The organism is Desulfovibrio sp. GTC20076, from assembly GCF_055385905.1.
The window spans coordinates 1,481,788-1,494,843 of record NZ_AP039366.1; the positions used below are offsets into that span (position 1 = coordinate 1,481,788).

Consider the following 13,056-nt stretch of genomic DNA (forward strand, 5'->3'; position numbering starts at 1 on the left):
ATTTTTGCCTGCGCGGCGGAATGCCCTGTCCGGCGAGGCGTGGCGCAGCCCGCATGCCGGGATGGAATGGGATGAGAAAAAGCATGGCCTTTGAGAAGGGATTTTTGAGCCTTGTTCGGCTACGAAGGCTCTTTTTTAACTTTGGTTTGAGCCGCCTTGTGCGGCGGGCCGCAGATAGGACGCTGTCAGGGGCTGCATCCCTTCGAGGCCCCTCTGTACTCCCCGGAACATCCCGCTGGATTTTCCTGATTGCACCGTTCCCACGACCTGAATCTTCAGGGTTTTCCAATTAGCTTGGTGCTGCAAGAGCTGCGCGTCTTTTGCTGCGAGAGTTTTCCTCCCTTCGCTCGAGGATCTCCCTGCGCGCCGCACAATGGCACCCGCAATTGGGGCTTTGATCGGCTGCTGCCCGAGCCACGATCATCAGACAGTTTTCCGTACTGCTTAAAAAACAGACAGTGTTCCCCAAATTGATGGTCATCAGCCCAACAGAGCAATTAACGCTTCCAATGATTGCTTAACGGTTGGCAAGGCCGCCCTACAATCATTTGGCGACAAGGAGTTGGGGATAAATCCTTGTCGAGCATTTCAAGTATGAACTGCTCTAGCCCCCGTCTCAGATCACGGGCATTCTTGTAACAGATTGAAACAAGAATAAATATTTTATGTGGTTGGAGCGTGGGGGAAGACAGCCTTTTCCAAAAGGTCCATCCCCCACAACATATTTCAAACGTTCTCTATTTTAAAAGGCCCCCCAGCTGTTGACGCCAAACAGGTACAGCCCGCAAACAAGGCTCGAGCACAAGCATGAACCAGCCCCCACGCCTGCAGGACCTTCCCCGTGCCTCTGCCCTGCTCTGCCTTGAAGTAGAGCGCTTCTGCCTGCATCACCTGGCTCTGCCGCGCGGCTCAAGTCTTGTGCTGGCCCTTTCCGGTGGTGCGGATTCCACAGCGCTGGCCGCCATACTTTCCCTGCTTGTCCCCCGGCTGCACCTGAAGCTCCGGGGCTTGAGCATCAATCATGGCTTGAGGCCCGAAGCCAAGGCTGATGCGGCACATGCGCAAAAAACATGCAGCATCCTGGGTATGCCCTGTGCCGTGCGCGAAGCGGATGTGCAGGGCCTGGCCGCCCGCTGCCGCATGGGCGAAGAAGAGGCAGGGCGTACCTTGCGATATGCCCTGCTTGAAGAAGAGCGACAGGCGAGTGGCGCGCACTTTATCGCCCTCGGGCACCATCGTGAAGATCTTAGCGAAGATATCCTGCTGCGGCTTGTGCGCGGCACAGGCTGGCCTGCCCTTGGCGGCATGCCCGCGCGGGACGACAAACGCCGCCTGCTGCGCCCCCTGCTGCACTGCGCCCCCTCGGCCCTCAAAGACCTCTTGCGGCACTGCGGCCTTGACTGGTGTGAAGATGCCAGCAACCAGAGCACCATATATCGCCGCAACCGGTTGCGACTTCAGATACTGCCGCTGCTGCGGACGGAAAACCCCGCTCTGGACCGCAGCCTGGGCCACCTGTGGCAACTTGCCGATATGGACAGGACCTATTGGCAGGAAACCCTGGATGCCGCACTGCGCGACAATCCCTGGCATATGGAAGAAGCTGCGCATGACGCACAGGCTGGGCTGAACGGGCAGGCGCGCACGGCCCTCACCCTGCCCCGCGCCCTGCTACGGTCGCTACCCGCTGCGGCCCGTTTGCGCCTTTACATGCGGGCAGTGCAGCACCTGTGTTCCGCACCTGATGCGGAAGACGATGGCTTGCCAGACAGCATGGCACAGCAAACAGCCACCACAGGGCAGGCCAGAGCGGCAACCTTGCTGGCTCTGGACCATGCGCTGGAACAGGGGCGCGGCAATACGCTTTTTCAGTTGCCTGGGGGCATTGAGGCTCACCTCAAGGGTGGGAGTGTCCGCTTTTTGCGCTCCGGCCCGCTATGAGGCGGCTCCGCTGGAACACTTTGCTCTTGATAATATAAATCTTATAATTAATCAGAAATATTATGCGCATCAGGCATTCGTGGATGGCGTTGCGCGCCGGAGCAAATGTCTGCACGGCGGGCTATGGCGCTTAAGGAAAGAACTCGTTTTGGCCGCCTGCGCGGCGGGCGGCAGATGGGGCCTGTTAGGGGCTGCCGCCCCTCCGAGGCCCCTCTGCACTCCCCCGGAACACCCCGCCGGGCTTTCCAGATTCCATAACACTACGAGGGCTGCGCGTCTTTTGCTGCGGGAGCTTCCTCGCTTCGCTCGGCGATCTCCCTCCGCGCCGCGCAACGCCATCACTTGCCATTGCGTTGCATAAAAACTGTAGAGCATCCGGTTCGTTGGAGCATTTTAATTTTGAAAAAGTGTAAATGCTCTAAAGTTGCACGAAAGTGCAGCGCGCCACAATATGGCGTGGATTCATCCGAAAATCACATTTTTCGGCTGAATAACAACTTTGAAATATTCAATATTTCAAAGTTAAAATGCTCTAAGGTATGCCGCCTCCCGCTCAGGGGGCAAACTGTTGCCGGGGCAGCGTCATAAAGAACCGAAGCCGACACGACGGCGAGGTTCGTGCGCAGCCGCCCTCGAAAAGTCGTATTTGTCGATCAGGGTAGAACTGTGGTGCTTCGGGGGGGATGCAAAGGGGGCCGAGAAGGGGGCGAAGCCCCATAGCCGGCCCCGCCTTGCATCCCGCCGCGCAGGCGGCCAAACGTACTCCATAAAATATAAAAACAGGCAACCCAAAGAATACACTCTCCCGAGACTGCCTGTTTTTACTCACAAACCTGTTTCATGAACAAGCCTGTTGCGAAATACACCGTGCGGGCAGAATATTTTTATCAGTCCCCTGCCCGCACGAAACGTTATCCTACTGCAACTAAACAGTTTTCACATGGCATTCTCTTTCTGCCCTGCCAGTTCCACAATGGCAGCAGCAATATTTTTTGTGCGCAGGCCCACCAGTTCACGCAACCGCAACTGGCTGCCGTGTTCCACAAAACTGTCAGGCAGGCCAAGGCGTTTGATGCACTGACCACGCAACAGCCCCTTATCCGCATAAAATTCCAGCACTGCTGAAGAAAAACCGCCAGCCAGAACGCCTTCTTCCACAAAAAGTATGCGGTCAAAGCGGCGCGCAATGGAGGCCAGCTGTTCCTCAGGCAAAGGCTTGAGCCACACGGGATCAAAAACCAGCGGACGGAAGCCCAGCGCCTGTTCTGCCTGCGCCGCCGCCTCCAGCGCGGGGTGGGCGCGGTTACCCACGGCAATAATAGCGATATTTTCTCCATCCTGAAGCAGATCTCCCCTGCCGGGAGTGAGCAGGCGCGGCAGGCCGTCAAAAGGCACACCAAAGCCCGCCCCTCTGGGATAGCGCAATGCGCAGGGACCATCATGATTCAAAGAGGTGAACAGACAGTGCCGCAACATGTCCTCGTTGCGGGGAGCCAGCAGGCTCATTTGCGGGATATGCCGCAGATAGGCGATGTCAAAGGCTCCGTGATGGGTGGCACCGTCCTCGCCCACAAGCCCTGCACGGTCCACGCAAAGCGTGACCGGCAGATTCTGTATGCAGACGTCGTGCACCACCTGATCATAAGCACGTTGCAAAAATGTGGAGTAGATGGCGAGCGCCGGCCTGAATCCCTGACTGGCAAGCCCGGCGGCAAAGGTTACGGCATGCTGCTCGCAAATGCCCACGTCCACAAAGCGGTCAGGAAACCGCTGACGAAAACTGTCTGTACCGGTCCCTTCGGGCATGGCAGCCGTAATCGCGATGACTCTTTCATCATTTTCAGCAAGTTCTACCAGAGTTTTACTGAAAATTCCGGTAAATGACGGTACTTTGGCCGTGGAAGGAACCGGCTGACCGGTTTCGGGCGTGAACAGGCCCACTCCGTGATAGAGGGTCGGATTTTTTTCTGCCGGGGCATAGCCCTTGCCTTTTTGTGTGCGCACATGCAGCAGCACGGGGCCGTCCTCGACAGCTGCGGCCATTTGCAGGTGGCGGCGCAGGCTCGGCAGGTCATGCCCGTCCACAGGGCCGATATAGTTGAAACGAAACGCCTCAAACAGCATGCCCGGCGTAAAGAAAGACTTGAAGCTCCACTCACCGCGCATGGCGTATACAGCCAGCTTTTGACCGATACGGGGTATGGAGCGCAGGAAGTTGAGCACTTCTTTGCGGGTCTGCCGCACCCAGCGCCGCGAAAGTGTGCGGCTCAGGAAAAGCGAAAGCGCCCCCACATTGGGCGAAATGGACATTTCATTGTCATTGAGCACCACAATAAGCCGACGTCCCATATGCCCGGCCAGGTTAAGCCCTTCAAAGGCTTCTCCGGCCGTCAGGGAACCGTCGCCGATCACGGCAAGCACGTGATGCTTGAGTCCGGAAAGGTCACGGGCCAAAGCCATGCCCAAGGCGGCAGAAATGGATGTGGAGGAATGCCCCACGCCAAAATGGTCATAAGGGCTTTCAGCCATGCGTGGAAAACCGGAAATACCGCCAAAAGAGCGCAGGGTATGGAACTGCTGCGCCCTGCCGGTAAGCAGTTTGTGGGCATAGGCCTGATGCCCCACGTCCCACACGAGCTTGTCTTCTTCAATATTGAAGGTGGAAAGAAGCGCCAGCGTCAGTTCCACCACACCAAGAGACGGCGCCAGATGGCCGCCGTTACGCGAAACCACGTCGATAATGCGCTGACGTACCTCGCCCGCCAGCTGCGCGAGCGCCACATCATCCATGCCCACAAGCTGTGAGGGGCGCTCTATGCCGTCAAGTAGGGAAGCCGGCGGGTTTTCATCCCGCGCGGCAGGTTCCGGCATATCGGCAGCCTGTGCCGCTCCGGCTCCCACAGAAACATCCTGCGCCGTCATTATATGTGTGTCAGGCATGTCAGGCCGCCCTGGTGACCGTATAGTCAGCTAATGCACGCAAAAAATCCGCCTCGTCCCCGCTGAAGCCCGCAAGTGCGGCCTTGGCCTTTTCGGCCTGCTCCCGCGCCAGAGCACGGCTCTGGTCAAGCCCCAGCAGGGCGGGATAGGTCTTCTTGCCCTGGGCTGCATCGCTGCCCACGGGTTTGCCCAGAGTGGCGGTGTCAGCCACCACGTCAAGGATGTCATCGGCAATCTGAAACGCCACGCCAAGGGCTGCGCCATAGGAGCCGATGGCAGCCAGGTCTTCATCCGAAGCCCCGGCCAGCATGGCCCCGCATACACAGGAAGCCCGCAGCAGCGCGCCTGTCTTCATGGCGTGAATGCCGCGCAGGTCTTCAATGGATACCAAGTCCTTGCCGGTAAATATCATGTCCCATTCCTGCCCGCCCACCATGCCGGAAGAGCCGGCGGCCAGGGCCAGTTCGCTGATGGCCCGCAACACGCGCGGCGGGGCCAGGGGGCTGCGGCACATCATCAGAAATGCGTCCGTCAGCAGACCATCACCCGCAAGAATGGCTGTGGCCTCGTCAAATGCTTTGTGGTTTGAAGGCTTGCCACGGCGCAGGTCGTCATCATCCATAGCCGGAAGATCATCATGTACCAGCGAATAGGTATGAATCATCTCGATGGCCGAGGCAAAGGGCAAAGCATCGCGCAGCGGCAGACCGCACAGGGCGGCAGCGCTCAGGCAGAGTACAGGGCGCAGGCGTTTACCGCCAGCCTGGAGGCTGTATAGCATAGAGTCCTTGAGGCGCTGCGGCACAGCACGGCCGTCAAGGCAGACGGCAAGCTCTTCTTCCACCATTTGCCCGCGTTCGCGCAAAAGTTCCTTCATCCGGGATACTGGCATCATCACCTGTCAAGCCTCCTACGCTTCCTCGGCTTCTTCCGCTTCATCATCGGGATATTCCCCGGCCGTATGGCCCTGGGAACTCATGGGGTTTGCCTGACCATCCTGCCATATCTCCAGTTCATGGCGGGCCTTGTCAAGCTGCTGGCGGCAATAGCGTGCGCATGTGGCGCCTTCTTTATACAGGGCCATGCCCTTTTCAAGCGGCAGGTCGCCGGACTCCAGCGCGCCGACGATTTCCTGAAGCCGGGCCAGTTTTTTTTCAAAAAGATTGTCGTTTTTGGCGCTCATGCAGTCTACTTTCCTGTTTTGGCGTCTTGCGCAGCCATGCCCGAAGCAGCCGGGGGCGCTGCATCTGCGGCGGGTTTTACAGCCAGAAAAGGCTGTGGGTCAACAGACACACCCTGTACCAGCAAAGAAAGATGCAAATGCGGCCCGGTAACGCGGCCAGTGGCCCCTACCAGGCCGATGACCTCGCCCTTGCGTACAGGCTGGCCCTGCGCGACCAGAATTTTTGACATGTGCAGATAGGCAGTGAAAACCCCTTCGCCGTGATTGATGTACACCACATTGCCCGAGAAGTACAAATCCCCGGTCAGGGCTACCCTGCCATCGGCGCAGGCAACTATGGGTGTGCCTTCAGTGCCCCGCAGGTCCAGCCCCCGGTGCAGGCCGCGCGGCTGGCCGTTAAACACGCGCTTCAGGCCAAAAAGGCTCGAAACGCCGCCGGGAACGGGCCTGTCGAACGGCAGCGTCCACAGACGCTCGGGCGTATACTCCGCAAGGGTCTTGCGCACAAGCTCCCTGTCGGCCTTGATGCGCTCCATCTGTGCCGCAGGCGGGTTAACGTATTTTTTGTCCACCGTGAGCTTCTGGACCGGGCGGTCTTTGTCATAAAGGCTGATGCCTTGTGTGACAACCTGCGCGGCAACGCCGGATTTTTTACCACCGCCCTGCCCTGTTGCAAGGCTCACCCCAAGGGTGAGGTCACTTTCCCTGGCGTCCAGAGGCACGGGCAGAAGAATAACGGCCTGCCAGCGTTGTGCCGCACCGGGGGCAGACGCTACAGGCAATGCCGTAACCGTGTGCTTTTTCCCCATCCAACTGAAGCTGAATGCCGGAACAGCCTCACTGCTGAGGGCCAGAGCCAAAAAGGCGTCGCCTCTGGCTACTGTGGCAGGGGCCTCAAGGCTTATCTGCGGAGCAGCCAGAGCCGGGCCGCCGGAAAAAACCACCAATGCAAGCAGCACAGGCAGCAGTGCGGCAAAAGCCCTGTACGCAAGATGTATATAGAAGATATTTTTCACGTTTTTTTCCTTTTTCCGCGTCCGGCGTGGTTCACGCTGCCGACCACGGCTGCCAGGCTGCCGTCAGCCAGGCGCACCTGAATTTCCGTACCGGGGGGCGCTGTTTCCACAGAGCGCACAAGGCTGCCGCCGGCGCTTACCAAAGCATAACCGCGAGAAAGCGGCATGAGGGGATCGCCCGCATCAAGGGCCGCCCCAAGAACATCCAGGCTACGTTCGTGCTGCGCCACATGGTTTCTGGCTGCGCTTTGCAGGCGCAGGGCGGCATAATTCAGGGCACGCTGCCGCTCGTCCGTCAGACGCGGCAGAGCCGCATGCAGACGCGCATGCAGGTGTTTCAGACGGGCATCAAAAATATCGAGTTTTTCCAGGCCGAAAGAGCCACGCAAAGCACATTCGAGCCGGACTGTCTGCGCTTCCCTACTTTCCAGCCAGTGCCGCGCGGCCCTGGCAAGCGCAGCGTCCAGAACAGCCAGGCGCTCGTACAGACGCTCGTGGTGCCGCTGTGGCGAAAACCAGGCCAGTGCTTTTTCGTATTCACGCAGCCGCTGCCCGGCAGATTCGAGGCGTCGCTCCATAGCGCGCCGCAGGGCCGCCCGGGCCTCGTCCACCCGCTGGTGCAACTCAAGGCGCGGTGGCCAGAGCAACTGGGCCGCATGGCTCGGCGTGGCGGCGCGCATATCGGCGGTCATGTCCGCCAGTGTCATGTCCACTTCATGACCGATGCCCGCAAGAACAGGCAGCCGGGATTCAAAGACGGCTTTTGCCACGCTTTCTTCGTTAAAGGCCCACAAATCTTCCAGCGAACCGCCGCCGCGCACAAGAACGATGACCTGCGGCCCGTCATTCTGCCCGGCCTGGCTATTGGCTTCGGCCAGAGCGCGCACAATGGCCGGAGCCGCCTCCGCCCCCTGCACCAGCGACGGGAAAAGGCGGATGCACGAACCGCTGCCGCGGTCGCGCGCCAGTTCAAGAAAATCGTGAATGGCCGCCCCGGTGGGCGAAGTAACAAGAGCCACTCGCTGCGGGTCCCTGGGCAAAGGGCGTTTGCGCCCGTGGTCAAAATACCCCAGGGCGGCCAGCTTGCGCTTGCTTTCTTCAAAAGCCTGCGCAAGCAGCCCTTCGCCTGCGGGCTGCACCAGTTCCACTGCAAGCTGATACTGCCCGCGCGGCGCATATACGCTGATGCGCCCGGCGCAAAGCACATCCAGCCCATTGCGCAAAAGCTCAAGAGGAGAAGGTCGCGGCTCGTCAAAAACTTCCCCTGTAAGCGGATCAAACCCCTGGTCTGCCTGCCGCTGCATGTGCCGGAACCAGACACACTGCAACTGCGCATCCTGGTCTTTGAGACTGAAATAGACATGTCCCGAGCCGGGGCGTGAGAAGTTGGTCACCTCACCCCGTACCCAGACAAAGGGAAAACGCCCTTCAAGGCTTTTGCGTAGTTGTTCCGTAAGTTCACGGACGGTCAGTATGGCTTCCTGCATGATATTTTTGCCAGCATATCTTTTTGACGCCACGGAGGGAAGACGGCGGGCCGGAGAAATACCCGGGGGATCACCCGGCCGAACGCCCGCCGATAACAGCCGTTTCCACAAGGCGCACGGCACATAATGATAAAAAGTACGCCTGGTAACCGGCAGAGGCTCTTCGCTCACAGGCAAACCGCTTGCCCGTGTCCGGCTGCCATGCGGTTCAGACCGATCCACACTTTTATCCCATGCCGTAGCCAGGAAGCAAATCCTGAACGACCTGGCAATGGTCGGGCAGCGCCCATACGCCGGACACAATGGCCCGAACGGCAACCGGCACAGTGCACCAATGAGACGCCGCCCGCAAAAATTACATCTCTGCGGGCGGCGGTTACTTCAAAAAAGGCTCTATCGGCTGGCCCAGCCCTGCCGCACTTTTTCAGACCAGGCGGCAAAATCCTGCTCCAGACTGGCGGCGGAAAGCTCGCCCTTTTCGCCTGTACGGCGGTCTTTGCATTCCACAATACCACGCCCAAGGCCCTTGCCGCCCACCACAAGCTGCATGGGGATACCCAGCAGGTCGGCATCCTTGAACTTGACGCCGGGCCGCTCTTCGCGGTCGTCCAGCAGCACTTCGATCCCCATGCCCTGCAGCAGGGCGTAGATTTCTTCAACCTTGGCGTTGACCTCTTCACTGCGGGGATCAAGGTTAAGCAGCACACATTCGAAAGGAGCTACCGGCGGCGGGAAAACAATGCCGTGCTCATCGTGGTTCTGCTCAATGGCAGCAGCGGCCACGCGGGAAACGCCTATGCCGTAGCAGCCCATAATCATGGTCCGCTCCTTGCCGTTTTCATCCAGAAAAACAGCGTGCATGGCTTCACTGTACTTGAGGCCGAGCATGAAAATATGCCCCACCTCAATGCCCCTGGTCAGTTCCATGCGGCCGCCGCAGCGGGGACACTGGTCGTCAGCGGTGATGGCGCGCAGGTCCGCCCAGGCGGTTACCGCGGCGTCGCGGGCAAGATCCACGTGCTTCAGGTGGGCGTCAGCCGCATTGGCTCCTACCACATAGTCCGTGCCGCCTTGAAGTTCGGCATCGGCATAAACAGGCACATCAAGCGCCACAGGCCCGGCAAAGCCCACAGGGGCGGCTGTAACGGCCTGCACTGTTGCAGCATCGGCCAGCTCCACTTCCTGCGCCTTGAGCAGATTTTTCAGCTTGATGTCGTTGACCTCGCGGTCGCCGCGCACAAGCACGGCCACAGTTTTGCCGTCCACCTTGAAAAGCATGGTCTTGACGATGGCACTGGCGGGAACTCCCAGCAGGGCCGTCAGCTCTTCCACGCTATGCGCGCCGGGCGTGGCGATTTTTTCCATGGCGGGGCACCCCCCTGTCGAGGGGCTGCCCCGCCAGGCAACCTCGGCCCGCTCCACGTTGGCGGCGTACTCACAGTCGTGACAGAAGGCGATAGTATCTTCGCCTGTGTCGGCCAGCACCATGAATTCATGGGAAAAATTGCCGCCAATGGAGCCGGTGTCGGCTTCTACCGCGCGAAACCGCAGACCAAGACGGCTGAAAATACTCATGTAGGCATCGTACATGATCTTATAGCTTTCTTCGGCCCCTTCGGCAGTGGCATCAAAAGAATAGCCGTCTTTCATCATGAATTCTCGCCCGCGCATAAGCCCGAAACGGGGGCGTATTTCATCGCGAAACTTGGTCTGCACCTGATACAGGCGCACAGGCAACTGGCGGTAAGAACGCACCTCGCCGCGCACGAGGTCGGTGATGACCTCCTCGTGGGTGGGGCCGAGGCAGTATTCACGCTCGTTCCGGTCCTTGAAGCGCAGCAGCTCCTTGCCGTAGTGCTCCCAGCGGCCTGTTTCTTTCCACAGGTCGCCAGGCTGCACCATAGGCATGAGCAGTTCGCGAAAACCGGCTTTTTCCATTTCTTCGCGCACGGTGCGGGCGATCTTGTTGATCACCCTCAGGCCCAGGGGCAGATAAATATACAGGCCGGATGTAAGCCGCCGCACCATCCCCGCCCGCAGCAGCAGCTTGTGGCTGATCACTTCCGCATCGGCCGGAGATTCCTTGAGCGTGGGAATATAGCAGGAGCTGAAGCGCATTAGGTATTTTCCTTTTCGTTAAGCAGTGATTGCAGTTCTTCCATAAAAGCCGCCAGCAAGGCTTCCTGCCCTTTCACGGAGCGGATGACCTCGCCCTTGCGGAAAATAATGCCTTTGTCGCGGCCCCCGGCCACGCCAAGATCAGCCTCGCGCGCCTCGCCGGGACCATTGACCACGCAGCCCATAACCGCCACCTTTATGGAGGCCGTGGATGTTGCCAGGCGGTCTTCTACCGCGCGTGCCAGGGCAAAAAGATCTATCTCGGTGCGGCCGCAGGTGGGGCAGGAAATAATCTCCGGCCCGCGGGAGCGGAGGCCCAGGGCCCGCAGTATCTCCCAGGCCACGGTCACTTCTTCGGCGGGATCTGCCGTCAGCGACACGCGCAGGGTGTCGCCTATGCCCTCGTGCAGCAGGATGCCCAGCCCTACGGCAGATTTGACCGTTCCCCGCATGAGGCCCCCGGCCTCGGTGATGCCGATATGTGTGGGATAATCACAGGCAGCGGCCAGCAGACGGTAGGCTGTTATGGTATCCAGCACAGAGGAAGACTTGAGGGAAATCTTGGTGTCGTAAAAAGCGCGGGCTTCCAGCAGACGCACATGCCCAAGGGCGCTTTCCACCAGAGCTTCGGGGCAAGGCCCGCCATACTTGCGCAGGATATCCTTTTCCACCGAGCCGGAATTGACGCCCACGCGAATAACCGCGCCGTGCGCCTTGGCCGCATCTACCACCCTGTCCACATGCGCCTTGGGGCCAATATTGCCGGGATTGATGCGCAACCCCTCAAGGCCCGCCTCCAGCGCGCCCACGGCAAGGCGGTAGTCAAAGTGTATGTCGGCGATAAGCGGCAGGGGCGTACCTGATCGTATGGCGGGCAGGGCCGCCACGGCCGCCTCATCAGGTACGGCCAGGCGCACCATTTCACAGCCACGGGCCGCCAGACGGGCAATCTGCCCCAGGGTGGCCTGCGGATCGCGGGTATCCGTATTGGTCATGCTCTGAACAACAACAGGTGCGCCGCCGCCCACAGTAACGCCGCCAAGGCGTATCGCTCTGGTATTCCTGCCCATGCCTTCTCCCAGATGAAAAACTTGGCGGCGCTGCGTCGCCATATCCTTTAAAGGCGTCTTGTAAGCTATTTCATGCAGCAAGCCAAGCAGACAGCCGATCATGCCGCTGGAACGTGTTTTGCATATTTTTTTGCACCGGGACGGGCAGGCGCCCGATTTTTCACCCCCGCACTGAAGTTTACCGGACGGGGGCCGATAAGTATGACAGAACACTACCTGAGGTTGCCATGCACGGTTTATTGCGTTTTATACTCATCTGCGCCCTTGCGCTGCCCCTGATGCCCGGCTGCTCCAAAGCGCCGCCTTCAGCCAATGATCCCGGCTACGTAGATGCCGTGGAGCTGAAGCTCAAATTTCGCGAACTGGCAGACCAGATGCTCGCTACAGTGCCCAATGACGCCCTGCAGGGCTTTGTGGCCATGCCCACATCCTTTGTGGATGAAAACAGCACATCGCGCAGCTCTCCGCTGGGAAGGCTCATGGGCGAAGCCATGTTTTACGAATTCAACCAGCGGGGCTTTCCCGCACGCGAATACCGCCTGACGGGCAATATTGCCGTTGTCGGCGGACGCGACGACCTGGCCCTGATTGAAAATGCGGTCATCCCCGTCGGGCAGAAATGGGCGGCGCTGGTTGTGGGAACCTATTATGTGGACAAGGACGCCACCTTCGTCAACGCCCGTCTTGTGCGGGCCACCGACGGCCTTGTCATGCGCACGGGGCAGCTTGTACTGGTCAATACGCCCATTGTGGCGCGTATGGGCAAAACAGATCCCCCTGCGCCGAAATCCGCGCCACCGGCACAGAGTGCAAGCGTGTCCACAGCTTCGGCCTCCAAGCCTTCCGGACAGCGCGGAAGCCTGTATCCCTCACTCTACACACCGGCCAGTTCCATCAGCAGCGGCAACGTAGCCATCAAACAGGGCAAATAATGCCGGAAAGCAGCCATGCGTTTTACTTGTAGCTTGCGTATTTTTGGAATTACACTTGCCGCCCTGGTGGCAGGGCCGTTTTTTGCGGTGCACCCGGACGGCGCGCGGGCCACGGCCCAGAATCTCTCGACCTATGAGCGCGCTTCGGAAAAACCCGCGGCGCAGCCCAAAAAATCAGCAGACCAGGGGCCGAACATCAGCGCCAAATATCTGAAACAGGCCCGTGCCTACCGCGACCAGGGCCGGTATGAACTGGCCCGGCAATCCTATGCCCAGGCTCTTTCCACCTGCCGCTCTGCCGCGGAACTGGAGGTTATTGAAAGAGAAATGGGCGGTATTGAACTTTTGCTGCGCACCATGCGCTAAGGA

At 59.5% G+C, this 13,056-nt stretch carries 10 protein-coding genes; 3 read left to right on the forward strand and 7 right to left on the reverse strand.

The genetic code is table 11. The features are described 5' to 3' along the window. The first annotated feature begins 807 nt into the window (after positions 1-807). On the forward strand, positions 808-1,941 hold the full coding sequence (tilS, locus tag ACZ495_RS06495) for a tRNA lysidine(34) synthetase TilS (RefSeq protein ID WP_464262854.1): 1,134 nt from the start codon (positions 808-810) through the stop codon (positions 1,939-1,941). Between the two features lie 936 nt (positions 1,942-2,877). Here tilS and dxs read toward each other — a convergent pair. The 7 genes from dxs to ispG form a co-directional block, all read right to left on the reverse strand. Continuing rightward, the gene (gene dxs, locus ACZ495_RS06500; protein ID WP_012624588.1) at positions 2,878-4,812 is read right to left on the reverse strand and encodes a 1-deoxy-D-xylulose-5-phosphate synthase; all 1,935 of its coding nucleotides are present in this window, start codon (positions 4,810-4,812) and stop codon (positions 2,878-2,880) included. A gap of 70 nt (positions 4,813-4,882) precedes the next feature. Then, positions 4,883-5,776, reverse strand: a complete 894-nt coding sequence (locus tag ACZ495_RS06505; protein ID WP_041723990.1) for a polyprenyl synthetase family protein — start codon at positions 5,774-5,776, stop codon at positions 4,883-4,885. Positions 5,777-5,791: 15 nt separating this feature from the next. Further along, the gene (gene xseB, locus ACZ495_RS06510) at positions 5,792-6,064 is read right to left on the reverse strand and encodes an exodeoxyribonuclease VII small subunit (protein ID WP_012624586.1); all 273 of its coding nucleotides are present in this window, start codon (positions 6,062-6,064) and stop codon (positions 5,792-5,794) included. 5 nt (positions 6,065-6,069) lie between these two features. Continuing rightward, positions 6,070-7,080 carry a M23 family metallopeptidase gene (locus ACZ495_RS06515; RefSeq protein ID WP_012624585.1) on the reverse strand — a complete coding sequence of 337 codons (1,011 nt, stop codon included), beginning with the start codon at positions 7,078-7,080 and terminating at the stop codon, positions 6,070-6,072. Next, positions 7,077-8,567: an exodeoxyribonuclease VII large subunit gene (gene xseA, locus ACZ495_RS06520; protein WP_012624584.1), complete on the reverse strand. Its 1,491-nt coding sequence runs from the start codon at positions 8,565-8,567 to the stop codon at positions 7,077-7,079. Before xseA ends, ACZ495_RS06515 begins: the two co-directional genes overlap by 4 nt. A gap of 393 nt (positions 8,568-8,960) precedes the next feature. Then, on the reverse strand, positions 8,961-10,685 hold the full coding sequence (locus tag ACZ495_RS06525) for a proline--tRNA ligase (protein WP_012624583.1): 1,725 nt from the start codon (positions 10,683-10,685) through the stop codon (positions 8,961-8,963). Further along, on the reverse strand, positions 10,685-11,755 hold the full coding sequence (gene ispG / locus ACZ495_RS06530) for a flavodoxin-dependent (E)-4-hydroxy-3-methylbut-2-enyl-diphosphate synthase (RefSeq protein ID WP_012624582.1): 1,071 nt from the start codon (positions 11,753-11,755) through the stop codon (positions 10,685-10,687). Before ispG ends, ACZ495_RS06525 begins: the two co-directional genes overlap by 1 nt. A gap of 227 nt (positions 11,756-11,982) precedes the next feature. On the opposite strand from ispG, the gene ACZ495_RS06535 reads away from it, so the two are divergent. Both ACZ495_RS06535 and ACZ495_RS06540 read left to right on the forward strand, forming a co-directional pair. Beyond that, positions 11,983-12,687 (forward strand): FlgO family outer membrane protein, encoded by a 705-nt coding sequence (locus ACZ495_RS06535; protein WP_464262855.1) that lies wholly within the window; start codon positions 11,983-11,985, stop codon positions 12,685-12,687. A gap of 15 nt (positions 12,688-12,702) precedes the next feature. Continuing rightward, the gene (locus ACZ495_RS06540) at positions 12,703-13,053 is read left to right on the forward strand and encodes a hypothetical protein (RefSeq protein WP_464262856.1); all 351 of its coding nucleotides are present in this window, start codon (positions 12,703-12,705) and stop codon (positions 13,051-13,053) included. The last annotated feature ends 3 nt before the right edge of the window (positions 13,054-13,056 follow it).